At 37.9% G+C, this 25,323-nt stretch carries 25 protein-coding genes and 1 pseudogene; 3 read left to right on the forward strand and 23 right to left on the reverse strand.

Annotation, left to right across the window (positions count from 1 at the left end; all coding sequences use genetic code 11):
• Entirely contained in the window at positions 1–1,071 is a 1,071-nt protein-coding gene (locus tag DET49_RS03780; RefSeq protein ID WP_133546773.1) for a helix-turn-helix domain-containing protein, read from the forward strand.
• Here DET49_RS03780 and DET49_RS03785 read toward each other — a convergent pair.
• Positions 1,068–1,433 (reverse strand): DUF4878 domain-containing protein, encoded by a 366-nt coding sequence (locus tag DET49_RS03785; RefSeq protein ID WP_133546774.1) that lies wholly within the window; start codon positions 1,431–1,433, stop codon positions 1,068–1,070. The genes DET49_RS03780 and DET49_RS03785 overlap by 4 nt on opposite strands.
• A 346-nt stretch (positions 1,434–1,779) precedes the next feature.
• Between DET49_RS03785 and DET49_RS03790 the strand changes: the two genes are divergently transcribed.
• Positions 1,780–2,538 (forward strand): SDR family NAD(P)-dependent oxidoreductase, encoded by a 759-nt coding sequence (locus DET49_RS03790; RefSeq protein WP_133546775.1) that lies wholly within the window; start codon positions 1,780–1,782, stop codon positions 2,536–2,538.
• Between the two features lie 31 nt (positions 2,539–2,569).
• Positions 2,570–3,484, forward strand: coding sequence for a helix-turn-helix domain-containing protein (locus DET49_RS03795; RefSeq protein WP_133546776.1), 915 nt, complete (start codon positions 2,570–2,572; stop codon positions 3,482–3,484).
• Positions 3,485–3,522: 38 nt separating this feature from the next.
• Here the strand turns inward: DET49_RS03795 and DET49_RS03800 are convergent.
• The 22 genes and pseudogenes from DET49_RS03800 to DET49_RS03905 form a co-directional block, all read right to left on the reverse strand.
• A pseudogene (locus DET49_RS03800) lies at positions 3,523–3,735 on the reverse strand (DUF4138 domain-containing protein); the annotation flags it as partial.
• A 58-nt stretch (positions 3,736–3,793) separates the two neighbouring features.
• The gene (locus tag DET49_RS03805) at positions 3,794–4,291 is read right to left on the reverse strand and encodes a DUF6398 domain-containing protein (RefSeq protein ID WP_133546778.1); all 498 of its coding nucleotides are present in this window, start codon (positions 4,289–4,291) and stop codon (positions 3,794–3,796) included.
• 11 nt (positions 4,292–4,302) lie between these two features.
• Complete coding sequence (tnpC, locus tag DET49_RS03810; RefSeq protein WP_133546779.1) at positions 4,303–5,778, reverse strand: IS66 family transposase; 1,476 nt, start codon at positions 5,776–5,778, stop codon at positions 4,303–4,305.
• 42 nt (positions 5,779–5,820) lie between these two features.
• Positions 5,821–6,174 carry an IS66 family insertion sequence element accessory protein TnpB gene (tnpB, locus tag DET49_RS03815; RefSeq protein ID WP_133546780.1) on the reverse strand — a complete coding sequence of 118 codons (354 nt, stop codon included), beginning with the start codon at positions 6,172–6,174 and terminating at the stop codon, positions 5,821–5,823.
• Positions 6,174–6,440 (reverse strand): IS66 family insertion sequence element accessory protein TnpA, encoded by a 267-nt coding sequence (gene tnpA / locus DET49_RS03820; protein ID WP_133546781.1) that lies wholly within the window; start codon positions 6,438–6,440, stop codon positions 6,174–6,176. Before tnpA ends, tnpB begins: the two co-directional genes overlap by 1 nt.
• Before the next feature lie 12 nt (positions 6,441–6,452).
• The gene (locus DET49_RS03825; protein WP_133546782.1) at positions 6,453–7,154 is read right to left on the reverse strand and encodes a DUF4138 domain-containing protein; all 702 of its coding nucleotides are present in this window, start codon (positions 7,152–7,154) and stop codon (positions 6,453–6,455) included.
• A 31-nt stretch (positions 7,155–7,185) separates the two neighbouring features.
• Entirely contained in the window at positions 7,186–8,112 is a 927-nt protein-coding gene (gene traM, locus DET49_RS03830) for a conjugative transposon protein TraM (RefSeq protein ID WP_133546783.1), read from the reverse strand.
• A gap of 23 nt (positions 8,113–8,135) precedes the next feature.
• The gene (locus DET49_RS03835; RefSeq protein WP_133546904.1) at positions 8,136–8,753 is read right to left on the reverse strand and encodes a conjugal transfer protein TraK; all 618 of its coding nucleotides are present in this window, start codon (positions 8,751–8,753) and stop codon (positions 8,136–8,138) included.
• 10 nt (positions 8,754–8,763) lie between these two features.
• Positions 8,764–9,609, reverse strand: coding sequence for a hypothetical protein (locus DET49_RS03840; RefSeq protein ID WP_133546784.1), 846 nt, complete (start codon positions 9,607–9,609; stop codon positions 8,764–8,766).
• A gap of 15 nt (positions 9,610–9,624) precedes the next feature.
• Positions 9,625–10,203 (reverse strand): conjugal transfer protein, encoded by a 579-nt coding sequence (locus DET49_RS03845; protein WP_133546785.1) that lies wholly within the window; start codon positions 10,201–10,203, stop codon positions 9,625–9,627.
• Positions 10,204–10,207: 4 nt separating this feature from the next.
• A complete protein-coding gene (locus tag DET49_RS03850) occupies positions 10,208–12,610 on the reverse strand; it encodes a TraG family conjugative transposon ATPase (protein WP_133546786.1) in 2,403 nt (800 codons plus the stop codon).
• Positions 12,597–12,881, reverse strand: coding sequence for a hypothetical protein (locus DET49_RS03855; protein ID WP_133546787.1), 285 nt, complete (start codon positions 12,879–12,881; stop codon positions 12,597–12,599). The genes DET49_RS03850 and DET49_RS03855 overlap by 14 nt, the downstream gene beginning before the upstream one ends.
• A 36-nt stretch (positions 12,882–12,917) precedes the next feature.
• Complete coding sequence (locus DET49_RS03860; RefSeq protein ID WP_133546788.1) at positions 12,918–13,205, reverse strand: hypothetical protein; 288 nt, start codon at positions 13,203–13,205, stop codon at positions 12,918–12,920.
• Positions 13,206–14,407: 1,202 nt separating this feature from the next.
• Positions 14,408–15,370 carry an adenylate/guanylate cyclase domain-containing protein gene (locus tag DET49_RS03865; protein WP_243729511.1) on the reverse strand — a complete coding sequence of 321 codons (963 nt, stop codon included), beginning with the start codon at positions 15,368–15,370 and terminating at the stop codon, positions 14,408–14,410.
• Between the two features lie 173 nt (positions 15,371–15,543).
• Positions 15,544–16,848, reverse strand: coding sequence for a TolC family protein (locus DET49_RS03870; protein WP_243729513.1), 1,305 nt, complete (start codon positions 16,846–16,848; stop codon positions 15,544–15,546).
• 7 nt (positions 16,849–16,855) lie between these two features.
• Entirely contained in the window at positions 16,856–19,981 is a 3,126-nt protein-coding gene (locus DET49_RS03875) for an efflux RND transporter permease subunit (protein ID WP_133546790.1), read from the reverse strand.
• Positions 19,982–19,992: 11 nt separating this feature from the next.
• A complete protein-coding gene (locus tag DET49_RS03880) occupies positions 19,993–21,048 on the reverse strand; it encodes an efflux RND transporter periplasmic adaptor subunit (RefSeq protein ID WP_133546791.1) in 1,056 nt (351 codons plus the stop codon).
• Positions 21,049–21,079: 31 nt separating this feature from the next.
• On the reverse strand, positions 21,080–21,670 hold the full coding sequence (locus DET49_RS03885) for a TetR/AcrR family transcriptional regulator (RefSeq protein WP_072879965.1): 591 nt from the start codon (positions 21,668–21,670) through the stop codon (positions 21,080–21,082).
• Positions 21,671–23,003: 1,333 nt separating this feature from the next.
• Positions 23,004–23,519, reverse strand: coding sequence for a hypothetical protein (locus tag DET49_RS03890; protein WP_013073485.1), 516 nt, complete (start codon positions 23,517–23,519; stop codon positions 23,004–23,006).
• Positions 23,516–24,178, reverse strand: coding sequence for an ATPase (locus tag DET49_RS03895; RefSeq protein ID WP_072879969.1), 663 nt, complete (start codon positions 24,176–24,178; stop codon positions 23,516–23,518). The genes DET49_RS03890 and DET49_RS03895 overlap by 4 nt, the downstream gene beginning before the upstream one ends.
• The gene (locus DET49_RS03900) at positions 24,162–24,881 is read right to left on the reverse strand and encodes a hypothetical protein (RefSeq protein ID WP_133546792.1); all 720 of its coding nucleotides are present in this window, start codon (positions 24,879–24,881) and stop codon (positions 24,162–24,164) included. Before DET49_RS03900 ends, DET49_RS03895 begins: the two co-directional genes overlap by 17 nt.
• 3 nt (positions 24,882–24,884) lie before the next feature.
• Positions 24,885–25,169 carry a helix-turn-helix domain-containing protein gene (locus DET49_RS03905; RefSeq protein WP_072879973.1) on the reverse strand — a complete coding sequence of 95 codons (285 nt, stop codon included), beginning with the start codon at positions 25,167–25,169 and terminating at the stop codon, positions 24,885–24,887.
• Positions 25,170–25,323: the final 154 nt, after the last annotated feature.

Consider the following 25,323-nt stretch of genomic DNA (forward strand, 5'->3'; position numbering starts at 1 on the left):
ATGGATTGGATTGAAGATATAAAAAAAATGGTTGGCCAACCAGAGAGCCAAACCTTAGAATACAAGGCAGTTTTGCCGCCCTCTAGAAATGTAGCGCAAATATTATGTTCTTTTTCTAATACAAACGGTGGATTTCTCATTTTAGGTGTTACGGATGATTCAAAGATTAATGGTTTGAGCGAGGATTTTCACGCCAATACAATTACTCATAAGGCTTTAGATTTATTAACCCCTAAACCGAAAATTGAATACCAATACGTAAGCATTCAAGAAAAAAAGCTATATGCTATAAAAGTAGATAAATCTGATTCAATTGTTTCCGTTGAGGGCAAAGTATACATCCGTAAAGGAGATAGAACACAGCTTGCAGACCCTATCACCGTAAATTTTAATACAGGTGGTTACGAAAGAATAAAGCAAATCAATTCTAATTTAGAAGAGTTGAAGAATGATGCCACCTATGCTAAAATTAGTTTTATAGAGCATTATCAGAGTATTTTAAAGATTGTAGATGACTTAGGGGATATTTTATATCCTGAAAGTCCTGAAAATGCAACAACCAATCAAGAGGGTAAAATTCTCAGCAGGATTTTGTTTTCTTCTGTGGTAGACAACTTTGAGACCTATCTTTCAGACTTATTATATGAAATTTTTCTAGCCTATCCTGAAACCTTGAAATCACAACAAACTGTTACAATTGAAGAAGTGCTCAATTGTTCTGACTTACAAGACTTTGTGAAGTTTTGGGCAAAACAAAAAATAGGGAAACTTCAAAAAGGTAGTGTCCGAGGATTCATAAAAGATACCAAACAGATAAGAGACTTACAAGTATTGGATAAAGATGAGCAAAACGAAATTGAAAAAATATTGCAAATCAGACATCTATACGCCCACCGTAATGGGATAGTTGACGAGAAATTCCTTCAGTTTTTTTCAGACGAATTTACAATTGGTTCTGAACACCAAATGCCTATTAAGAAAATATTCAAGAAATTAGATTACCTGACAGATGTAGTAAATAGAATAGACCTTAGCGCTATAGATAAGTACAACCTATCGCAAAATAATTAAAAAAGCCCTCTATCCCTTGAAACATTATGCGTAACCTTCCATTGGCCATCTTCCTTGACTAATTTAAAAATACCGGGTTTCGGGTCGTAGGATGTTGAATATTTAACCCAGGTTACCTCACCTTCTCTTTGTTCATCCACGACCTTAAAGTCGGATTCTGAATTTTTATCTTCAGTAAACATTTTTTGTATACTGGAAAGATTTGCATATCCAGAGGCTGTTGTATATTTCTTTAATGTTGCCTTATCACCGTGATAAAAACTTTCAGCTACGATTTTGGCGGTTTCCGAAGGTGATAAATCTTGTTTTTCGGCACAAGAGAGAAATAATACTACTAAAGAAAAAACTGCTATTTTTTTCATAACAAGGTTAATTCGGATTATTAACAACCCGATGCGATACTTTCAATTCTATATTCCATTCGCTACCCTCTCGTTCAGCTCCAAAACAGCCTTACGATCATTCGATAATGAAAATTTAGGCAAAACATACACTAATCTTACGGTTTCGTTTTTAGCAATTCTGGAAGGCACATTATGTCGGAACAGTGGTTATTGATACAATCCCGGTAATGATTTCTTTTTCCATTTATGTCTTGTTTCTATGGAGAAGTTCACCCCGGATTCTGTTACAAAATACGGCGATACAGTTACAGTAATAATTATTGGCATACCGACTTTTGTATTTCAAATTTAAAACAAATACGAAATGAAAAATGTATTGATTACAGGAGCCAACAAAGGAATTGGTTTTGAAATGACGAGACAATTAGCCCAAAATGGACATTATGTTTTTATGGGCAGCCGCAATTTGAAAAATGGATTGGAGGCCGTAAAAATGTTGAATGCAGAGGGCTTTGAAAATATTGAAGCCATACAATTGGATGTAACAAATCAAGAATCTGTAAATGCTGCTCGAATTGAAATTGGTAGCAAAACAGATGTGCTGGATATTTTAATCAACAATGCGGGTATCAACGGAATTGAATTTAATGGAGACACACCGTTAATGCACAGCGCTCTTGAAACGGGCATCGATAAATTTAAAGAAGTATATGAGGTAAATGTGTATGGCGTAATCCGCACCACACAAGCGTTTATAGGTTTATTAAAACAATCGTCCGAACCTCGTATCGTAAATGTAAGTTCAAGTCAGGGATCACTAAACTTGCACAGCGATCCAACCTATAAATACTATAAAATGAAAGGGGTCGTTTATCAATCTTCAAAGTCGGCACTGAATATGTATACCATTGCTTTGGCCTTTGAACTGCGCAATACCAACTTTAAAGTAAACGCCGTTAGTCCGCCATCTACCGCCACCGATTTCAACCATCATCTGGGAAAAGCTAGTGTGGAAGTAGGTGCTGAACATATTCTTAGGTTTACGCTTCTTGACAACGATGGACCAACTGGTAAATTTTTCTGTTTGGACAATAATACTGAAACAGGTGAAATTCCGTGGTAAATAAACAACCGGATTTTTATAAATTTATCCAATGAAAAAGGATGCCATACCTTACAAATACAATTCATTGTCAGACGTGCATAGGATGCTCGGGTTGCCAAAACCTTTGCATCCTTTGATAAGTTTGGTCAATAACAACCAAAACCAATTAGATACAAGTCTTTTGCCCAATACGCGTATCTCTGCTTTTTATAAAATCTCTTTCAAGAAAAACCTGAAAGGAAAATTAAAATACGGCCAGCAATATTATGATTTTGACGAAGGCGGATTGTTTTTTGTTTCGCCCAATCAGGTCACGGCTAATAGCGATAATAATGGCGACCATTCGGGTTATACCCTAATTATTCACCCTGATTTTTTACTGACCTATCCGCTGGCAGTAAAAATAAAACAATACGGATTTTTTTCTTACACCGCCAACGAAGCATTGCATCTATCTGCAAAAGAAAAAGAAATTATCATTTCTATTTTTAAAAATATAGAGGAAGAATTGCAAAGCCGGTTGGACGATTTCAGCCAAGATGTAATCATTTCACAAATTGAATCGTTATTGAATTACGGCAATCGTTTTTACAAACGACAATTCCTTACCCGAAAAGCGGTCAATGCTAACTTGTTACAAAAGATGGAAGCCCTGCTTGATAATTATTTCAAAAACGAAAAGGCTTTAACGAACGGCATTCCTACAGTTCAATATCTGGCAGATGAACTGCATATTTCGCCCAGTTATTTAAGTGATATGCTCCGCAATTTAACTGGACAAAATGCACAGCAGCATATACAGGCCAGACTTATTGAAAAAGCGAAAGAAAGACTTTCCACCACTCATTTATCAGTAAGTGAAATTGCTTATGAACTCGGTTTTGAGCATTCACAGTCTTTCAGTAGATTGTTCAAAAGCAAGACAAACCAAAGTCCAATGGAGTTTAGGGCAAAGTTCAACTGATGATTTATGCTACCACCTATCCGCTATATAAGTTAAAACTAATTCGGATTATTAATAACCCGATGCGATACTTTCAATTCTATATTCCGTTCGCCACCCTTCTCGTTCAGCTCCAAAACTGCCCTTCGTTCGTTAGATAACGAAAATTTGGGCAAAACATACACCAATCTTACCGTTTCGCCTTTAGCAATTCTGGAAGGCACATTATATCGGAACAAAGGTTCTTGATACAATTTCTGTGTATCCGTCCGAGCAACTACGCCTTATATCTGTTTTTAGCCCATTTGCTGGGCTAGATTAATCATCTTATTATTTTGTTGTAAAAGTAATGTCTTTGCCTTCAGCCCTTGCTTGGTGTACCATTTGTTGCATATCTTCAGGAAGGGAGTCAACAGGAACGATAAGATCATCAACCACAACCATATTATTAAAAGGATTGTCTTCTTCCATCCTGGAAGTAGAGAATTCTGGGCTAAAATGCCACATATCAAACATTTCTTTTATGATTCTGGCTTTATTGGATACTGTTGCAGGCTTGGTACCAAAATAATCGTGGATTTCTTTGGAAGGAATATAGGGTTCAAAAGATTTATCGAACAGGAAGTTGATAGAACCTATAGCATGTATTACTGCGGCAGCCCATATTTCCATTTTCCCTCTTTTAAATGGGACTTCCCTTTTTCTGCCCATTTTTTTGACGAGCTTTTCGCAGAGTTCAAAATATTCCCCATCAAGTTTCTGGGCGCAAAAGGTCCCGGTAAGCTCTAGAAGTTGTTTTTGTCTTTCTTTAACCTGGTCTTTGGTCATTGTTTTATCTTTTATGGTTTGTCTGCACGGTACCCGGGCAATAGTTCCCCTAGTTTTTGGATGTTATGATCGGGTAATCTTCTCAGGGTATTTTCTAACCACTCCTGGGGATTCACCCCCTGCATTTTACAACTCCCGAAGAAGGAATATAACATAGCAGCATCTTGTGCAGCCTTGTGAGAGCCTGCGAACAGGAAGTTTTTTCGGCCAAGGGCTAACGGACGGATAGCATTCTCAATGAGGTTGTTATCCAATTCGATCCTACCATCCTCAAAGATCACTTCGAACTTAGGATATTGATTTAAGAAGTAGGTCATGGCTTTTCCGATGGCGCTTTTAGGCAAGACCTTAAACTGTTCTTTTTGGATCCAGGTTTTGATCTGTTGCAGTAGCGGCAGCACCTTTTGTAATCTTAGTTCTTTTCGGATATCCGCATCACCAGCTGCTTCCTCTTTGATCGCCCGTTCCTCCCTATAAATTTCACTGAATAGGGCCAATGCTTTTTCGGCCCTTGCTTTATCCTGGTCCCGGGCATCCACAAATTTTCGTCTGGCATGCACCAGACAGCCCGCCATAGTAATATCCGGGGCTAACCCGATTTTATCATACACGCTGTACCCATCACATTGGACGTACCCCTTATAACCGGCAAGGAGTTCCTTGGGGCCATGTTGCCCGCGTCCTTTGCGGTAATTAAAGAGCACCAATTTTTGCAAGGGGTCGTGATAGACCCATTGATACCCTTGATGTGTGCTGCCTTTTTTATCACTATCGAGCACCTTGATCGGCGACTCGTCCGCCTGGATGTACCCGCGTTCAAGGATTTTTTGCTTCAAGGTGTTGTAAAGGGGTTTCAACAGCTGGCAACAACTTCCCATCCAGTCACTCAAGGTACTGGAGGCCGGTTCCCAGCCAAACTCCCGTTTAAAACGCTGGATCTGGCGATAGAATGGCAAGTGGTCAATATACTTGCTCACCAGGATATAGGCCAGTAAACAGGCCTCGGCAATGGATTTTTCGATAGGGCGCGTGGGAAGTGGTGCGATTAACACTCCTTGTCCGTCTTTCCTGGCATATTTAGGACGGATGGTCCGTCTTTTCACCAGGCTGGCCGGGGTATATTCCAGGGTTTCACTGACCTCCTGACCAATCTTTTTGAGCGTACTTACATCTTCCTCTGGTTCAAGAATGACTTCCCGCACCGGAAGGTGTTCCGGCAAGCTTCCACGGCCCGGGTGTTTTTGTTTTTCCCGGCTATAGGTGATGGTTTCCTTGGGGCTGGCTATTTGTCCTGTTTTATCTGAATCTTCAGAAAAAAGCGATAGTTGCTGCTCGAGAATTTCAGGAATAAAACGTTCCGATTTAAAGCCCTGGATCAGCTTATAGAGCTGCCCGAGTTGTACCTCCATAGCGGAGATCTTCTCCTTGAAGGCTTCATTGGAGGCCCGAAGCCTCTCGTTTTCTCTTTGTAGCTCCTGATGCGTCATCGGGCAGCTAAAATACTGCCCTTGTTAAAAATATACCAATATTTAACCGGCTTTTTTATAGCGTTTTCTTCGGCTAATATTGGTGATGGCTACCCCGTCGATGAGCATCACCAGTTGGGTGTAATCCAATTGGAGCCCTCCCACGGATGGATCGTAACCGGGCAACTCAAAAGTGCCACGCTCCAGGCGTTTATAGTACAGCACAAAGCCCCCGGACTGCCAGTGCAATAACTTGACCTTATTGCGCGCTTTATTGATAAAGATATAGACCGAACCATCCTGGGGGCTATGGCCCAGTTCTCCAAGGACCAAACCACATAGCCCGTCAAAACTTTTGCGCATATCGGTACCGGGAAGGTATAACCGATAATTCAGGCAACTGCTCAAGGCAAACATTACAAGGGAATTTCAATTTCTACACCATTACCTAAACGGATGTGCATACTCCTGGAGGATGTTGGAGCGGTAGAAGGAGTGGCCGATAAAGAAACAAAATTGCTTTTTTCGGGTTTCAATACAGGCTTTCTGGGAAATTTCTTAATCCAATAACAAAGTTTTCCTTTGCTAATTCCATGGGCACGGGCAAAAGCCGTTTGGCTTTGTCCTGATTCATAATAACTGGTGACCAGTTCAAACATTTCTGAGGTAGAAGATCGAGTCATTTTTAAGTATATTTAGACTGCTAAATTATAACCTACACGGTTCTCATAAAAGATGCACTTAGACGGACGTTTACATTTCTGTAATGATTTCTTTTTGCCCTTCTGTCTCGTTTCAATGGAGAGGTTCAGGAAATTCAAATCATAATCCAAGCTGGAATTGTTCGTTATTTGGATTACAAAATAAAGCTCATCTTTATCAAAAACAATATTTTCAACACTCAAAGCAACTCCTTCCTTTCGCTTTTTAAGCCGACCAATTCGCTGCTTTCTATCCAGAAGATAGGAGCAGAATCTATCATAATACCTATGCTTGTTTGCAATACTGGATTTAGAATTGGCAACTTCTAATGAATCATTCGCTATCGGTCTTTCATTCCCGATGCTACTTGACATCGGGATAAAATAATTGAGCTTCGTGAGCTGCTCCCTGTATTTTATAATATACGAGAAGACCGAACCATTCCTATTGACGACCAACAGATTACTTTCCTTTCCGGGCTCTGCCTGAAGCAAGCCAAAATATTGTCCTTTCTCACGATTATAGGTAAAGACAAAGTTTTCAGATCCTGTTATTCCCTGACGGATCGGTTCGGGGAAGAACAATGCTACATTTTTTTGATCGTTTGCATAAATGGTATCCAAGCGAAAAGATGGTTGTGCTGTCGTTAGAATTGAAACAAACAGCAATAGTGAGATAAAAATTAAATGCTTCATAAGAATAGGTTTAAATGTTGTTTAGAGTCTATTATTTAGGTTTCAGGATGAGCTTGTAATTGTTAAGCACAGTTACCTTTACGTTTCGGTTATTGCGCTGGAATATTTTTTTGAAACCACTGACCTGTGGTACCCCGGCAATATTGATGTCATCCACCATATCCCCGATGACCTCGGTGGAAACCTGGGCGCGGAAGTTGTTTTCCACATAAATCCCCTCACTGCCATCCTGAAGGTCAAAGGCTTTTAATTTGGTTGGATGATTCTTGATGTTTTCGATTTCTATCAAAACCCGGTTGGGCTGAAAATTGATAAAGCCGTAAATAGGCGTATTTTTTGGAATGTGTTTGTTGTTAATGGTAGCGGCTTTGGTCAGGCGCATCCGCAAACGGGAATTGGCTTTGACCACTTGGTCGCCATCCACCACGGCATAAATGAAGTCATCGGTAGTACTAGAAATCGAATTATCGCTTTCTTTTGGATCTGAAGCAAAGAATAATTGGTGTTCCAGTCCCATTTCTTTAGCAGCAATTTTTTGTTCTGCATTTATCTCCGTAGAATCAATTACCCTTTCAACTCTGGTTTCAGCTTCTCTATTGCCAATATGCGGATCATCCCTTTCGGAATATTTAATCCTACCTGCGGCGTAGATACTGTCCACTATACGTTCTTTTTCCTTTTCCGGAAGGTCTTCATCATAAAAACCAAGGGAATCGATCAGTTTTTCGTCATAGATGCTGGGCGCATTGGTTTCACGTACTTCTTTTAGATCATTGATGGCATCCAGTTTGGAATCATATTCCTTTTGGTCTTCTTCTAGTGCGGGAACGGACGTTTCTTTGAGGTTCGTATCCTCACTTTCATCATCGCCCATTACCATCATAGAATAGGAGATCAGGAAAAGTACCATTACGGCGAGTACTGACGCAAAGACTATTTTATTTTTTTCAAGCTTCATATTTATTGTCTTTTAAAGGCCCATTATGGGTTTTCAATACTTAATTTTTTAAGGGATTTTTCGAAATAATTCGTGATGAGCAATCCGTGTGGATTGTTGGGGAAGTTCCGGTCTACGGTCATCAGGTTTCCGGTGGAGATCAATTGATAGGTGTCGATGATTGATCCGCGGTTGATTTCAAATATGGTTACTGTCCTGAAGGTATACACCCCGTTTTTTTCTTCGATCTGCGAATCGATGCTCATTACTTTTTGAACTAGGGAATATTGCAGCAGTCGATTATAAACACCATCTGCCTTTTTTTGACGATATAAATTATCGACTGAGCTATTGCCCAGCCACAGTGCCTTTTCTAAGTTCTTATCATAATTGCTTGCATCAATATTGTAGAAATAATTATGGAAGAGTTGTAAATGTGCCAAGGCCTCCACTTTAAAATTCTCTTTTTGGGTAACAAACTTTAAAGGGATAATACTGCCATCGGTGTTAATGGCAAAAGCGTTATTCAGGGCTTTTTTGTTGATGTTGAATACCATCCAAATGGCAAAACAGCTGGAGAGTAAACAGCAGATCACAACGGCCAAAACAATGAACCGATTTGTTTTAAGGACGGCGTAAATATTCTTGTAAGGTGTTTTCATCATAGCGGTTTTAGGCGGTAAATAATCGTAAAGTGAAAGAGGTGGCGCGTCGGTACAGTTTGAACTTCAGAAAAACAATAAATCCTATGGTGCCAAGCTGTACCACCGGGGCAAAAAATCCGCTTCCCGTATCGGTACCGAATAGATCTGTCCAAAAGTTGGTATTGATCTCCGTAAAGAGTGCATTAACAAAAACATTGACCAGGAAGAAGGCCGGCACCAACATATACACAGCAGCATACAGTTTGAAAAAAGTATAGGCCAGGGAACGGAATTTTTCAAATACGGCCAGGCTAATTACCAGCGGAAAAAACGCCTGCATTATACCGAGAAGGAAAAAACGTTCCGCTAAAAACAATGGATAGATAAATAAATCAAGAATCCACAAAATGACCCCTCCAATAAAGGCAAGTATCTTAAATCCATAAAGCGGGGTGACCAAAGCTTCATAAAGCAATGTCATTGCATTTTTAGCAGCATCTATAAGGTTGACTTCTTCTTCGATAGGAATATCCTGCATCTGCAAGGGGAGCAAAGCAGGAGCGGTGTCCCGATATTGACTTTCAATGGAAACCAGAATACTGTCAAAAAATCCTAATACCTGTGTGGAGAATATAACGAGGACAACCACCGCAAAATTTTTAGCGAGTTCCCCCGGGCTTAATCCCCAAGTATATCCGTCTTTATTAGCCACTCCCTCATTATATTTTTTTAGAATATTAATTAGGAAGAAAAGCACCGCAAGGGTTTTCATTCCGCCAATGGTATACTGAGAGAAATCGCTGTCTTGAATGGTCTGGAAAACAGTATCCACATATTCAAGACCAAAACTTAAACTTATTATAGTTCCCATCATTTCATTTAAGTTTTGTTAAATCCCACTTAGTGGACGGTTATTGATCTTATCCTGCATTTTTCGAAAGGAAATAATGTCCCGGTAACGTTTGGTTCTTACCCTGATAGCGGAGACCATTTCCTTCGATTCCATTTCTTTCTGCTTTAATATAGTAGCACGTTCGGCATCGCTCATTTTTAGGTAATCGCTGGATAAGATTTGATCAATAAAATCCATTGTTTCCAAAGAATTTTGAACAATGTTTTCAAACGATACTGTGACGCGGGAAATTTCTTCCGGCTTGATATACGGGGAGTTTAAAATATCCTGCAAATCATTTTGCATTACGTTAATGAGACGTTGATTGTTTTGCCCAATCTCTTGTACAGCTCTAAGTTGCCGTACTACACTGGAAACTTTTTCAATCCTATCTTTTGCATCTTTCAGGAATTTCACGGACTTGATAAGTTGAGCAGTCTGCTTCCCGGATTCTACTAGTTGTTTTACCAGACTTACAAAATTGGTATTGTCATAAACGGGCATTCCCTGGGCCGTAGCACGGCTGTGCACTATAAAAATCAGAGCTATTGCAACGATTAAAATTTTTGTCTTCATAGTATTATGTTTTAGCGATGAATTCCTTGATAGCTTTTTCCATATCCTGGCTCTTTTTATAAAGGGACATTATGGACTCATTTTCTTGTCCATCGGTGAGGTATGCGGCATATACTTCTTTGGGAACTTCCAAGCGGAAAATGTTGCTTTCCTTTCCAATTTTGATAAACATTTCGGTATACTTTCTTGGACCGGAAAGGTTGTTCTTTATAGACTTTAATTGATTGAGATCGTGGCTAGACAGGCTAAGTCGTTCCGCCAGATCGTTATAGCCTTTTTCATTGTTCAGACTATAAATGACCTGGGTATTCTCCAAAATGCTTGCGGAAGTGGAATTGTTTGGAAGTTGATTGATGGATTGTAAAATGATGCCGATTGCACCATTTTGTTTCCGAATGGCTTGGTAGTAAAATTCCACACTTTCCAGTACGTTTTCAAACTTCAGTTGCTTGGCAAACTCATCAAAAAGAATAATCCCTTTTTCAGCACGGTTCTTCCAAATTGTGCGTTGAATGGCCGATTTAATCAGCTTGAGCATTACGGAGAGGATTTCTTTATTGTCCTTGACTTCGTCCAGTTCAAATACAATAAGACGCTTATCTTCTATTTTATAGGTCTGGTCTTCACTGACTTCAAAAAGGAAACTATATAGACCATCGCCGACGTATTCAGACATTACGTGTAAAAAGCTGGTAACGTTGAAATAGTCGGGATGGATTTTAAGTTGCTTTAAGAGGTTTTTTTGATTGTTCTCAATAAAATTGTAAAAACCATTCAGCGAGTGATTTTCAGAAATACTATGGTAATAATGACGTAGAATCTTTTTTACGGCAACCGATTGTGCCTTGGTTACTTTTAAATCAGAAGCAAAGAGTTCAAACAGAAATACCGATAAATCCTCCAAGCGTTCTGGGCTCAGGTCATTGGTATCGCTGATGTAAAAGGGATTGATGCCCAAGTTTTTTCCGCTTTCGTAGCGGAGTACAGTATACTTCTCAGGATAAAGCTTGGCAAATTTGGTATAGGAACCACCCAAATCGATAATAACCAGGCGAACTCCGCTTTCAAAATATTGACGCAGTATATTGTTGGCCAAAAAAGATTTCCCCTCACCGGTTGGAGCAAAAATAGCAAAGTTTCGTGCTTTGATGCGTTTTTTGTGCTCGTCCCAAACATCTTTAAGCACAGGTATATTATGTTCCCGGTCATTGAATATAATTCCGGTAGGGTCTGATTTGTAATTGCTGTTATTGATCAACAGGCAAAGTGCGTGTTTTAAATCCGTTACATACAAATCATTATTGGAGAAATTAGAAGAAAAACCGCAGTAGCTGTTCAGGATATAATTCTTCCGCTCTTCGCCTCGTGGATAGTAGGGAATAATATCCAGTTCCTTAAATTCCGTTTTTATTTTGGAAGCAATTCTATCAAGGCTCCGGGCCTCCCGATCCCAGAAAATGATGTTTAAGTGTCCGCGTATAATCCGGGCATTGTCATCGGCATTGATTTGATCCAGGATGTGCTGGATTTTTCCAAGAACCACTTTGTTTTGCGAGCCGAAATTGGAACTTTTGTTAAGCTCTTCGATTTTCTTATCAAGTAGCTTGCGCCATTTATGTTTGTCGTCCAGGTATAAGATTTGATTGACAATATGATTCTCGTTTAGCGTAAGCCCTAAGCCATCAATAAACCCTTGATGAAATACAAAATCGTCTGAAGTGAATTTATCATTGGTTTTGCTAGTCTGTACACTTTCGCCAAAGCACAGTTCGCTGTTGATAGCCAGGGCATTAAAATAATTTTCGCCGATGTTGACGTTTTTCTTATCCAGAATGATATCGGTATCAAAGCCTTCATTAAATCCATTGAAATATTCTTTGGTTATCGCTTGAATTTCCTTTGCGTTAAGCGGAAAAAATTTCATTTTCCGACTGTTGTTGATAAAGGAAACGGAATCACTTACGGCACTTATAAAATGCTGAACATTGTCATCTAATTCCTGAATTATCGTTTTTGAGACCTTGCGGAAAGGGTTGACATATTTAGAGTTGTTCAGCGCTTTATTTTTGGTTAGGGTAAAGAAGAGATAACAGTTGTGGTTGATATATTTTCGGCCTTTAAAATGATCACTAGTAGCTTTTTCCAAAAATGTGGTATAGGGAAGCTCTTCAGCGGTATAATGTTTTTTGAGATAGACATCTTGCTTGTGAACCACTGTACCAACAGGCAATGATTTTAATGCCTGAAACCAAGCCCCGTGCATATCCTCAAAATCCTTTTCAGACAAGGAATAGATTTCTGGTAGGTTTCCTTTATAGCATACCACAACATTGCCATTATTGGCAAATAGGATATTGTCTTGGATATCCGCAATGGGCTGATAAGTAGAAAGATTAATTGTGTTCATAATCGAGACCGGAATTTCGTTTGTTACTGATGCTTTTTGGGAAGGTTCGCGCTAGCTGGAAGACCTGGGGATTGTTTGTGATTTGGGTCAGGGCGATATACAAGGCTGCGTTAAAAACCAATACGCCGATGATCATTCCAAAACTGAACGAGAAAATAATAATGAGTAAAGAAGCTATGATGGATATTATCATCACCGCAAAGAGGGAGAGGGGCAGTCCAAAAATAACTGCCCTTTTCCTGATGTTTTTATAGACCTCGAACTTCTTCATAACAGATTCATTAACTGCCAAATGTCGCTTAGCGACTTAGACTACGATTCCAATGAGGTAGGTGAAAATGCCCACTACGGCACCGGCAATAAGGACAAAGACGAGCACACGGGTGATCCCTTTTTTGAGGTCAGCATTTTCCCCGAAGAAATGGCCGGCGTTAAAAAGAAAGCCGATCAAGAAAATGACCCCTAGGATGATGGGGAAAATGGTTCTAATGGTATTGGATACATCATCAACAGAATCTTCAATACCTCCAATTTGTCCGAAAAGAGAAGTGGATAGCAGCGAAAGAAAGCTTGTCAGGTAAATTGATTTTTTCATAACGGAACGGTTTAAATTTGTGATTCGTTTTCGTTATGAAAAAAGTAATAATTTACTTATTTAAATATTTGTAAATCAATTATTTGTTGATAAAATATCATTTATAATCAATTGATTTTTAATAGTGTTATTTCATATCAAATTTTATGAAATCTGGAAAGTAGGTTGTTGATAACTTGAAATGTAGAAAGGAAAAAGATGCTCAAAAACGTCAGTTTTGTGATTTTGCTTCTAGAAATGTGTGTGATTTTGGATAAGAACCGGCAACAAGAAAACGTATTCTTATTGATATTGGCCACGTCGGAAAAGACAACGGTGCATCTGAATAAATTGCATTAAAAAATATGGGATATTTGATATCGCCTTTGAAACTTTATAGCTCAAATAAAGTTAGAAAACGATATATATTTACTTAACTTGCAATAGACATACTCTTATTTACTTATCTAAGAGAAAAACTGAATAATGATTTGTTTTTTTACACTCTGTAATCATTCTCTAATTTATCCGTTTCAATTTACTCTATGTTTATTTTTTTCTAGGCTGGTATACTGTAAAATATAGCTGTTGCCATTTTTATATAGATTAGTTACTTAAAAACTCAGAATTTATTTTTGTATACTTTAATATTTTATAATAAAGGAAAGGATAATCCGATTTCAACTTCCCTATAAAATACTTTTGAAATAATTAGACTTATATTTATAGTAGGACTGCTTTTCCTTTTAACCGTAGATCAGTTTTCCTTACGTAAGCGTACTATTAGAGTTAATGTTCTAAAGGGAATTTAATCTATATAAATTTTCCAAAAAATCATTTGTATATAGGTGAAGTAAAAGTAAGTATCCCATTGCAATTTATCTAGCATCGCCTTTTTAAAGCGTATGTTATTTGTCATCGGCATCGTTTACGCTTATTAACTGATGAATCTGGGTTATCAGTTATTATCCTTATAAATGGAAAATAGGGTGCTTTTTGAACAAAGATCCCTTAGCTATAACCATTATATGATTTGGATCAAAACTGTATAGAAGGTAGCCAATCTGTTTTTTATTAATGAAACTATTAGCAACATGTTATATTATGAAGGATTGAAAATCAATAATTGGAAACATTTTAATGGTATTGTGGGGTTTATGCCTGAATGAATTTTTTCTTTTATTTTTTGAAATTTTAATAAAAGGGCGGTTCCCTTATTCTAACTACTCAACAGCAAAGACTTCTACACTATGTTTCCTTCCTTCCAGTATTTGTGACCCTAACGGAGTAACCTTAAAATTTTGGGAAATTTCCTTGTTTTGGTTTACCTGCTCGGAGATGAGTATTTTTCTATTAAAAATTTTACAGAGCCCCTGTATTCTGGAGCATACATTCATGGTGTCACCGTGAAAGGCAATTTCCCTTTTAAGATCACCAATTTCAATAGCTGTAACGATCCCTTCGTGGATGCCGGCACGAAAAACAGGTATTGATCCATAATGGGAATTAAACTGCTTTTCCTTTTTTTTTAACCTTTGATTTAAGGCAAACAAGAATTTAATGGAATTTAATGTATTGAAATGTTCTAATTTCCAGGTAATTACAATCTCATCACCAATATATTGATAGATGTGGGCTTTAAATTTTTTAGCTACCTGATTGACCTCCATGATGCTTTCCTGTATAAAACTACTATACTTGAGATGCCCCAGTTCTTCCGCCAAATGGGTAGAACCTTTGAGATCCAAAAATATAAAAAGTCTGTTTTCTTCCCGGGGGAATCGGTATTTGCCAAGGATCAAGGGCATGGTAAAACCTGGACTGTTTTTACTTACCATTTCATTTATAAAGCTCACAATAAAAATCATAAACAAAGTGTAGGTGAGGATAATGATATCAAAATTCCTTGTATTTGAAGGTGTGGCCATATATCCACTTATAAATAAGTAACTATAATCATTCAATAAATTTTTTATAATATTCAAAATAAGCCATAGAGCAACAAAATAAAAAATAGTCCTGACCAGACTGTCGAAGACTAAGGAGCTACTTTTAAATCGCAATATTTTCAATAGTCCTTCCATTAAAGAAAGTACTGTCCCTGTTAAGAGCCCAAAGGCCATAAAAAAAAGAAAGAGGTTAGGAAATTTAATATTCCAACTAATGCTCAATGGTATATTAACCATGTGGGCCGTATAATAGAGGATAACTGAAAGTACGCCATAAGCTATCAACCAAAAAACTACCTGCCTTAAAAACAACCTCAAAAGTGGGTATCGGTAGACAAGACTTAGTATGAACATTTTTTTATAATTACTCTATTAAAATGAAAATGGGACCCATTAATTTCTTGCGAATTTTATAGGTTGTTCGTTACAAACAAATACTTCGATTCTGCAATCTTATAATTCGCATAAGCATTAGCGTATTCAGTTTCTGCCGATTCTTCTTGTTGCTGCGCGTCTAATAGATCCGTAAGGTTGTTCAGTCCGCTGTTGTAATTATCCCGTTGAACCTTTAGGTTCTCATTGGCATACTCCAGATTGTCCTTAGCATAATTAATTTGCTTATAAGCATCCATCAGGTCGTACCAGGACTTCATAATCCCTATTTTAAGTTCGTCTTTGCGATCGTCGAAATTATTCTGTACAATTTTTTCCTGCAGCGCTTTTTGCTTCACTTTATGGCGACCGGCTCCCCACCAATCGGAGATGGGAATGCTTACCATCCCAAAGGCCACCGGCATAAACTGACTGTCAATCGCATCGTTGAACGTTCCGAAATAACCTGCATTTACTCCAACAGAAACCTGTGGTAATAAGTCGGCTTTTGTGATTTTCGTTTGCAATTGCGATGCGCTTATCGATTTTTCAAGCAGCTTGTAATTATTGTTGTTTTGAAAATCGAGATCGGGGTTAGGGTATTTAAGTCGGGGTGGGGTGACTTGCTTTAACGTATCGGCAACGACGGTGGTTGTATCGTAAATTTTCCCTACATAAAGCCCTAAATCAAGTAATGCCAGTTTACGCTGATTGCCGAGTTTGCTTTGTTGTAAAAGTACTCTACTGCGGTTGGTCCTTACCCGAAGTAATTGATTTTTAGCGATAAGTCCGGCTGAAAGCAAATCTTGTTGTTGCTTCAGTAATTCGTCCAGGTACATTTTGCTGGCGCGTATGGCTTTAAGTTGTTCTTGTACTTGTACCAGTTGCCAGTATTTTTGTTCGGTATTTAGAATTACCGAATCTGTTGCCTGCTCGGCTTGTATGGTTCGGGTTTCTGCCTGAAGACTTGCCAGGGCACTGGCGCTTCTTATTTTTCCTCCGGCGTAAACAACTTCGGTTGCTGTGGCTCCGGCCTGATAAAAATTATCGATTCCATCGGGCAGTATTTCTGGGATGGGCGGGACAAAGTCCTTAAACCCATATAAGCCGATTCCGGTTGCACTAATTTGCGGAAAATAATTGGCAATAGCTTCTTGTTTGGCGGCTTCAGCTTGTTCTATTCTTATTTTTCCGTTTTTGATATCGTTGCTGTACGATAATGCGGCTTCCTTAACTTCTTCTAAATTTAGTTTTTCTTGTGCAAGTAAACTTCCGCAGGACAAAAAACTTAGCATACACCAAATAACAAGGGGTGTACTGTTCTTTATTAGCATCTTTTTCATACTATTTCTAGGCGTTTGCATTATTTTCTTTTGTTTCTTCTTTTTCCTCTTCGTCTTTTTCGTTCCTAAAAAACAACCAGTATAATACGGGTAAAACATATAGGGTAAGTATCATAGACATCATTAAACCAAAGGCGATAACGGTTCCTAATGGTCCCCATAAACTTGATCTACTAATAATCATTGGCGTTACTCCAACGGCAGCGGCAGAGGAGGTAAGGAAAATAGGACGCATTCTTCGTTTGGCGGCGTGTGCGGCAGCTCGGTAAACTGAATGGTCGTGATGAACTCTTAATTCATTGGCAAAATCGATCAAAATAATACCGTTTCTTACCACGATCCCGCAAAGTGCCAATATCCCTAAGAAGGAAGTAAATCCAAAAGGATATTGCATTAACATTAGTCCTAGGGCTGCACCAAATATACTAAGTGGCATTGTGATGAAACTTAATAGGGCTTGTTTAAATTTCCTAAAATGCCAAAGCAGGATAAGGAAAATAATAAGGACACTTATGGATAATGAGATTCCCATAGGTACCAGGTTTTCCTGACTCATTTCGTGTTCACCTCCATAGCCTACAGTGATACTGTCTGGAAGCTCCATTTCTTCGATTTTGGGACGAAGCTTGCCTAATATCACATTGGCTACGGCTCCTTTTTCAATATCTACACGTACGGTTAAGCAGCGCATTCCGTTACGTCTTACAATTTGTTCTTGTTCCCAACCCGGGATTATCTTGGCTACCTGACGTAGTGGTACTGTTTTACCGGTATTAGGTGAGATAATGGATAATTCCCTTAGGCTGGAAACTGATTGATCTTTATGATCTTCAGCCTTTACTTTTACGTTAATGGCATAATCGCCGTCCCAAATCTGTGTGGCATTTAATCCTTCCATATTCATCGCTATGGTGTTGGCGATATTTTCACGGGTAAGGCCTATGCGTGATGCTTCGGCTTCATTAACATCAATGGCAACGGTTTGCTGCATTTCCCCATAATTGGTTCTGGACCAAATGGTTTCTGGGGTTTCTCTTGCCAGGTCAATGATTTTATCTCCGTAGCTTTTTAAGGTGTCGATATTATCACCAAAAAGGCGCACTTCTACCTGTGCGGGTTTGGCAATCATATTTAGCTGTTTCATCCTTAAATACGCGTTGGTAAACATTTCAGCGTATTTTTTATCATATTCTTTCAGCACTTCTTCCGTAGCATCGTCTGAGGTAGTGGTGACCAAAATTTGGGCATAGTTCTTAGCGGGAAGGTTGGGCGCGTAAACCATATGGAAACGCGGTGAACTTTCGCCTATAAAACTGGTATAGTCGTGAATACGCTCGTCTTTTTCTAAAATCTTCTCAAACTCTTTTACTACTTTTTCGGTTTCTTCGAGACTGCTGTTTTTAGAAAGATAAACTTCTACTGCAAATTGGTTCCTTTCAATTACCGGAAACAATTCCTGCGATAGGTTAGAGAAAAAGAATACTCCCACAACTATGGAAAGTACACCAATACCTACTGTAATTCTATAATGCTTCATTGCGCTTTCAACACTCTTATTGAAGAAGTGCTGTAACTTTTCTAGCATCGATTTTTTCTTCTCTTTGTCTTCTTCCTTTTTGTTATGGTGCAATCCTTTTTTAATGAATATGGTATTGAAGAAGGGCACTAATAATACAGAAATGGCGAGTGAAAGGAATAATGCCAGCATTATAGTATAGGGGAAGGTACTTAAAAAGTCTTTCGCGGTTCCTGTCATAAAAAATACTAAAGGCAGGAAGGTGGCCGATATGGCAAGGGTTGCTGTAAATACCGATGGGAAAAGTTCTTTGGCACTGTTAAGGGCGGCTTTCCAAACCGATTGTCCTTCATCTAGTTTCTCTACGTGGTTATCTATGACCACAATGGGATCATCTACCACAATTCCCAATACGATAATTAGGGCGGCTAAGGTTACGGTATTTAGCTCCATTCCCAGCATAAACATTAACGCAAGGGTGGCGAGAATGGTAATAGGAATGGTGGCTGCGGCAACTGAAGCTACACGAAAGGGTAGGAGCAGTAGCGTTACAATAATTACCCCGGCTAGGGCAAAGCCGAATTCTTTAAGGAAGTGGCTTATGGAATGATGAACTACTTCGGGCTGGTTGGCAATTTTTCTTAACTGAATATCCTGCGGAAGTTGTTCTTTAAAGGTGTCGAGTTTTTCATCAATTCGGTCTCCAAATTGTACAATATTGTTACCGGAAGCCATTTCGAGCGTAATGATCATCGCTTTGGTTCCATTGGCGGTAATAAAGGAGTCTGGATCTTCGTATTCTTTTTTTACTTTGGCAATATCTTTTATACGGATCACACGTCCGTCCCGATCGGTGCTTACAATGTGGTTGGAAATATCGGTCACATTTTTAAGAAACACCTCCATATTTATAGGACGGTCAAAAGTGGGCGACTCTAAAGTGCCGTTGGGCCGTATGGTTCCCTGCGATTGCAAGCTTTGCATTAAAGTGCCTGGGCTAATTCCGTATTGTGCCAGTTTATTTTGATCTACGTAAACCGAAATTTGCTCGGTAAGTCCGCCGGAGTGGCTAATTTTTGCCATCCCTTTCACCTGCCGAAGTTGATCTTCTATTTCTTCTACGTGTTTTTGCAGGTCTTTGTAAGGTCTGGTTTTAGATTCTACGGCCAGGATCATCGCGGCAGTACTTCCAAAATCACTGTTCACTATAATTCCCTTAACGCCGGGAGGGACACTACGTTGCTGAAAGATTAATAGGTCGTTTTTAAGCTTGTTCCAAAATTGTTCAGTTTCATTGTGGCCTACACGGTTGGCTACTTCCACATAAATGTACATTTCGCCATCACGGGTATAAGAGTAGGTTTTTTCTTTGTCTACTTCATTATAGCTGAACAGGAATTTTTCGACTTTAGCGGTAAGTTGTTCTTCTACTTCTTGTGAATTGGCACCGGGATAAAACCCCATTACCAATCCTTGCCGAATCGTAAATTCAGGAAATTCGTTACGGGGCATATTGAAAAGCCCTAACAAGCCAATCACCACAAAAACAGAAGCTAATGCCAGTGGAAAAGCTTTGTTTTTCATTGCCCATTCTATCATCGAACCTTGTTTTTTCATAAAATAAGGACTTATTGTTTGTTTATAATTGTAACCGGAGTGTCTTGAGTGAGCTTATGGTAGCCTGAAGTGATAAGTTGATCTCCTTTTTGTAAACCTTCAGTGATGGCGATGCCATTGTTGTATAGTTTTCCGGTTTTTACAATGCGTCTTTCTGCTTTGTTTTCGTTTACTACATAGACAAAATTTTCATTCTTTTCGGTTACCGATACGGTTTCTACAGGAACAATGAAAGTGTTAGAGGCTTCTTCTGAAGTATTTTCTTTTTCGGGAAGTGTAACGGTACAGGCCATCCCGGGCTTTATTTTTTTGTCTTTATTGTTAATGGTAATTTTTGCGGTATAGCTAGGGGTGTTACTGTCTGATTGTACGGATATTTCGGTAATTTCACCTTCATATTCGGTATCTAAGACTTCTATTTTTACAATGGCTTTATCTCCGGTTTGATATTGGTTTACCTGATCGTCTGGAATTGGAATGATGGCTTTAAGCTTATCGATATCAAAAAAATCGACGATGGGTTGGCCGGGTGATGCCAGATCTCCGGTTTCCATCATTTTTTCACCAATATAACCAGTAAAAGGAGCGGTAATACGGGTGAATTTCACGTTTTGGTAGCTGGCTTGCGCGGCTGCTTCGGCCTGTTTGTAATTGGAGCGTGCTTCTACCATTTTTACTTCAGCAATACTTCCTTTTTTATAGACTTCTTCTACACGATTGTAATTGTCTTTTGCCATTTCAGCTTGCGCTCTTCTTGCTTCATACTGTTTTTGATAGGCTGTACCATCTATTTTGGCAATTAGGCTTCCTTTTTGTACAAAATCGCCCATACCTACCGGAAATTGTTCAATGGTCCCGGATACCTGAAAACTTAGTTTTACGCTTTTATCGGCAGCAATTCTACCAGTGGCAGAAAAAAGGGCTCCACTACTTTCTAAAGAAGTGTTGCCTACCATTACGGTTTTAACCTCGATGGGTTGAATTTCCCTTTCTTTTTCTTCTTTTTTACAACTTTGAAGCGTTAACGTTGCCAAACAAAACAAAAGGATGAAATGAAACTTGCGCATATGTTATAATTTTAATTTGTGAGGATTTTAGTTATTGATCGTATTTTAAACCTTTAATAAGAATATTGACAAGCCAATCGAGCCTTACTGACATATTTTCTATGGAACCGTAAAGGAGCATTTCTTTTTCTAAACCGCTATAGGCGGTTACCATAGTCATTGCTAAAAATTGCATATTTTCCTGACTAATGGGGGCGATTTCTTTTTTATGGATTGCCCACGTGAGTATTTCTTGGAAAATACTATTCTCTATATGTCTTAACTTCATAAATAGGGAATGAGCAATGTTGAAGTTTTGCTTAATGTCTTCTAGCAAAAAAGTATACTCTTTGGTTTTATTTATGAGACTTTTGAGTTTAATCTCATTATATAACCGTAGGTTTTCTTCAATAGTGTTAGATTTTTTAATTTTCGCTTTGGCAGGTTCTATTATAGAAAAGTACTCCATTTCGGCCACCTGCTCAAAAACTTCATGTTTGTTTTTAAAGTAATAGTAGAGTGTGCTTCTACCTTTATTTGCGGCTTTGGCAATATTATCCATTGTGACTTTATCAAACCCCAATTTTTTAAATACCGCCACGGAAGAATTAATAATGTGATCTTTAACTAAATCGTCTTTCATTGGACAAATATAATTAAAATGTTTAATTATAGACAAAAACCAAAATAATATCGAAATAAAAAATATGAATAATATGATTATCTAAAGTGACAACCAATCCACATAACCTCTTTATTTCCCTTACTGAATTTGAGACGAGAATGAATGAAAAATCCATATTAGAAAGGTTCAATGAAAAAGCACACCAAATTTTAAAGCAGCCGGGGTGTTTAACATAGAAAGATGCGATAATTAATTTATTATAAATTTGGATAAAGCCATAGAGCGTGAAATATTTTCGCATCTGGTTCACGAAGAAATTATTCCAAATTTGACAGATGTCAAAAATTTATTACCTGGCTAGTATAAATGTCTTAACATCGGGGTATACCGCTATTCATGTTAGGGAAGATAAAATAATAATAAAATACTATTAGATTGCTGGAGAAGTGGAAATATCAAAGGATAGCAAAATATTTGATTGAAAAAATAAAACAGAATTATCCAAAAAAAACTTATCAAAGCCACTTGCTACATCCCTCAAAAAGGTTTTTTTAAGCATCTGAGCTTTGTGCTTAAAAAACTGGATAAAGAACTTAATGGAATAATGATGGAACTTAGAATTGTTTAATAAAAAAAATCTCTAGAATATTTTTTAAGATTAAAAAAGAAAAGATAAACGTACAAATAATTCTTTATGAAAATTCCTATGGGGATGCCTGTAGGGATATTCATTACCAATAGCTTATCTAATATTTTGAAGACACTAATATGACAAATCTTTTTTTGAGAGCTCTCTAAAAGAAATCCTATATAAAAGGAATATATTTTCTATACTTCTCTAGAAAATTAAATTGTTGTTTCTATTGGGTTGGAAAGAGTTACGGACAAAGAATACACCTTGGTCAAGATGAAATTGAAACCAGATTTCCGAGAATTAAGGATTCGACAGTTGTTAACGAATAAAGCCTTGGAAAAACTCAAGAAATGAATTTGCACAGCTTGATTTTGTATACCAATCATCCATTGTTTCTGGTTTTAAATATGTATTGCAAGTATGGTTTCCGGTTTGAGAAACCTTAAATTCTATTGGCAAAGAGAGCGACCAAAAAATGGTAAAGAATTTTTTTCATCCTGAAACCAGTAATTTCTAAGATTTTATACTACACTTTTGTCTTTACTTCTTTATCAAACGCGACTAACTTAAACAGCTGCTGCATTTGGCTGCTTACGCTGTTTCAGTAGCGTTCATCTTCTCATCATCATTAAGGTTGGTGATGATAGTTTAAATCGCCCCCATCCCTATAAATTCTTGGGATTTTCTAATGTTCTCAATGAATTACCATAATCCATATTAGGGTTTTAGATCGTTTTTATTCAATGTTTTCATAACAATCTGCTTCGGTAAAAAATTCCAACAAAAATAACTACTGCTAAAAGTAATTTTATTACGGTTGTCGAACTTCATGCGCTTATCAAACATTAATAATTGTAAATCCCTCTCTTTAAATAATTGCTTTGGAGCAGCATCATTTAGCCAAGTATTGGTCATTAAAAGAGCAAAAGGTTTTTTGAAGTAAAGGGCGCGTTCAAAAATTAAACGTTTGTTGGTAAAGGGTGGATTAGAGATAAGGATATCCCAATTCTTAGGTTCGTAGGTATAAAAATTTTCTCCATTTGAAATATGGGAATATACCACTGGACTTTGAAGAGAAATAAGTTTGACAAACCAACTATCTTTAGTATCAAAAGGACACCAAATGATTTTGCCTTTAGGGATATATTCTAAAATTGGAAGTACTCCATACGCAGGGGTATGGCATTCATCGTTTTTACCATTGGAATACAATATTTTTTTCGAATCTATCATACTCTTTTGTCGTTGCTTTTTTTATCAAAAGCAATTAAATTAAATAGTTCTCGCATCCGGCTTCGCACTCGATTTCCGTAACGTTCTTCAAGTTCATCAGCGTTTAGGTTGGTGGTAGCGTGAGTCTTGACTTTATGTTTGGTTTGCAAGTATAAATCATAACGAGATAAAAGCACTTCTCCCATAACATTCAAATCTTTTCCGTAAAACCTACCGGCGGGTTCTACGCCCAGATCGTCAAAGCAGAAGAATTTAGTATTGCCATATTCTTCAATAGTTTTGAAACCTAAATGATTAAAACTGAAACTTACATTACGGCAAGGGATCATTTCATAGGGGCGTTGAAAAGGAACTAAATGTCGAAGCAACTTCATTAAACTGGTTTTGCCACAACCTACCGGACCGGAAAGGAGGATTCCTTTTTCTAAATCGATATCAAATTTGCTGCAAGACTCACGGTCTCTGATAAAATATGAGCATAATTTCAAAAGTATCTTTTTATCCTCTTCATAAATCCTGAATCTTTTACCGAAAAGTAGTTTACCTTTTGCATCCAGGTAAATCAAGATTTTCAGAAAATCGTATGTTACGTTTTTACCGTCAAATTCACCTAGCGAATATTCCACGCCACCTTCGGTTATTTTAGAGGGGTTGTCCATAGTCTTTGGTTTTAGTGGTACGCAAGTTATCCTCTTTATGATACGCTTGCTTTTTGTTTGGCCTGTTTTCCTGGTCAAACAATTCGGTTCTATCCATCCAGTTCACGGCTAAGGCTTTCCAGTCACGTATGGCTTTTCCATCGCTCGTTTTCCAATCTTTGTTTTCGTAATGATCGAAAAATTTTTCTCCTTCATTTGCATCAAAATTTTTTTCAATAAAAAAATCTAAAACAGCCTGCCTGGCCTTTGGCTGTTTATTATTGTTTTCTTGTTTGTTATTGTTTATAGTAGATACCAATGCTTGTCCACTGGTGGGACGGTGCTGGTTCACTACCGGTTCACGTATGGGATGGTACTGTTCCGCAAGTTGTTCTAATTTGGGATCGTAGTGTCCCAGATCTGGTTCATCACTTGTCCCGATAATGGACATCTTAATTTTACTTCCTTTATAAGGATTATTTGATGGAAAATAGGTGAGGTAATTCCACGAGTTAAGGTCAGTTACGCAACGATGATAAGTAGATTTAGAACCAATCTTGGCCGCGCGCATCAAATCTCTACGGTTCACAAAAAACTCATCAGCAAAACGGCTACTGTTCCATTCTTGAAACAGTGCCATATAAAGGCTGATGTGGGTAGGATTTAAACGGTCATCGAAATAGAACGCTGAAAAAGCCGAATTCAATAGCTTAATGTAGTTCATCTCTTAAGAACTTAAATCGTGCTGAACACGATTTTCTTCCATTACGTTTTGGATCTCTTCAGCATCATAATAAATAATACCACCTACTTTTGTGTAGGGAAGGGTACCATTAATCCGTAAATTTTGAAGTGTTCCAGGACTTATTTGAAGTAAGTCCATCACCTCAGAAGATTTAAGATACTTTTTGATTTTTCCGGAAGATTGTTTGGCTAGAAGGTTTTTGATATCATCCAGTAATTCCATTTTGAATTCTTGAAGATCGTCGGTGGTAATAATACTTGTTGGCATAATAGAACGATTTATGGAAAAGCTTTAATAAATTTAAATAGTTAGCTTTTACCTGATTTAACTTTCGTTCTACGAATTTGGAGAGTTTTATTGGGTTTTCTTCACAAGTCGAACCCAAGTTGTGTAAAGATTTAACATTCTGTTATTTAGTGGT

The organism is Salegentibacter sp. 24, from assembly GCF_004362395.1.
Taxonomy (GTDB): Bacteria; Bacteroidota; Bacteroidia; order Flavobacteriales; family Flavobacteriaceae; genus Salegentibacter.

Bases quoted from the DNA above. Each gene is read 5' to 3' on its own strand.
- tnpA (WP_133546781.1), bottom strand. From the start codon at position 6,440: ATGACTCGATCTTCTACCTCAGAAATGTTTGAACTGGTCACCAGTTAT.
- DET49_RS03880 (WP_133546791.1), bottom strand. From the start codon at position 21,048: ATGCGCAAGTTTCATTTCATCCTTTTGTTTTGTTTGGCAACGTTAACG.
- DET49_RS03905 (WP_072879973.1), bottom strand. From the start codon at position 25,169: ATGCCAACAAGTATTATTACCACCGACGATCTTCAAGAATTCAAAATG.
- DET49_RS03845 (WP_133546785.1), bottom strand. From the start codon at position 10,203: ATGAAGACAAAAATTTTAATCGTTGCAATAGCTCTGATTTTTATAGTG.
- DET49_RS03890 (WP_013073485.1), bottom strand. From the start codon at position 23,519: ATGATAGATTCGAAAAAAATATTGTATTCCAATGGTAAAAACGATGAA.
- DET49_RS03865 (WP_243729511.1), bottom strand. From the start codon at position 15,370: ATGGTTAATATACCATTGAGCATTAGTTGGAATATTAAATTTCCTAAC.
- DET49_RS03785 (WP_133546774.1), bottom strand. From the start codon at position 1,433: ATGAAAAAAATAGCAGTTTTTTCTTTAGTAGTATTATTTCTCTCTTGT.
- DET49_RS03840 (WP_133546784.1), bottom strand. From the start codon at position 9,609: ATGATGGGAACTATAATAAGTTTAAGTTTTGGTCTTGAATATGTGGAT.
- traM (WP_133546783.1), bottom strand. From the start codon at position 8,112: ATGAAGCTTGAAAAAAATAAAATAGTCTTTGCGTCAGTACTCGCCGTA.
- DET49_RS03860 (WP_133546788.1), bottom strand. From the start codon at position 13,205: ATGAAAAAATCAATTTACCTGACAAGCTTTCTTTCGCTGCTATCCACT.
- DET49_RS03885 (WP_072879965.1), bottom strand. From the start codon at position 21,670: ATGAAAGACGATTTAGTTAAAGATCACATTATTAATTCTTCCGTGGCG.
- DET49_RS03850 (WP_133546786.1), bottom strand. From the start codon at position 12,610: ATGAACACAATTAATCTTTCTACTTATCAGCCCATTGCGGATATCCAA.
- DET49_RS03795 (WP_133546776.1), top strand. From the start codon at position 2,570: ATGAAAAAGGATGCCATACCTTACAAATACAATTCATTGTCAGACGTG.
- DET49_RS03875 (WP_133546790.1), bottom strand. From the start codon at position 19,981: ATGAAAAAACAAGGTTCGATGATAGAATGGGCAATGAAAAACAAAGCT.
- tnpC (WP_133546779.1), bottom strand. From the start codon at position 5,778: ATGACGCATCAGGAGCTACAAAGAGAAAACGAGAGGCTTCGGGCCTCC.
- DET49_RS03895 (WP_072879969.1), bottom strand. From the start codon at position 24,178: ATGGACAACCCCTCTAAAATAACCGAAGGTGGCGTGGAATATTCGCTA.
- DET49_RS03870 (WP_243729513.1), bottom strand. From the start codon at position 16,848: ATGAAAAAGATGCTAATAAAGAACAGTACACCCCTTGTTATTTGGTGT.
- DET49_RS03790 (WP_133546775.1), top strand. From the start codon at position 1,780: ATGAAAAATGTATTGATTACAGGAGCCAACAAAGGAATTGGTTTTGAA.
- DET49_RS03805 (WP_133546778.1), bottom strand. From the start codon at position 4,291: ATGACCAAAGACCAGGTTAAAGAAAGACAAAAACAACTTCTAGAGCTT.
- DET49_RS03900 (WP_133546792.1), bottom strand. From the start codon at position 24,881: ATGAACTACATTAAGCTATTGAATTCGGCTTTTTCAGCGTTCTATTTC.
- DET49_RS03855 (WP_133546787.1), bottom strand. From the start codon at position 12,881: ATGAAGAAGTTCGAGGTCTATAAAAACATCAGGAAAAGGGCAGTTATT.
- DET49_RS03835 (WP_133546904.1), bottom strand. From the start codon at position 8,753: ATGAAAACACCTTACAAGAATATTTACGCCGTCCTTAAAACAAATCGG.
- DET49_RS03825 (WP_133546782.1), bottom strand. From the start codon at position 7,154: ATGAAGCATTTAATTTTTATCTCACTATTGCTGTTTGTTTCAATTCTA.
- DET49_RS03780 (WP_133546773.1), top strand. From the start codon at position 1: ATGGATTGGATTGAAGATATAAAAAAAATGGTTGGCCAACCAGAGAGC.
- tnpB (WP_133546780.1), bottom strand. From the start codon at position 6,174: ATGTTTGCCTTGAGCAGTTGCCTGAATTATCGGTTATACCTTCCCGGT.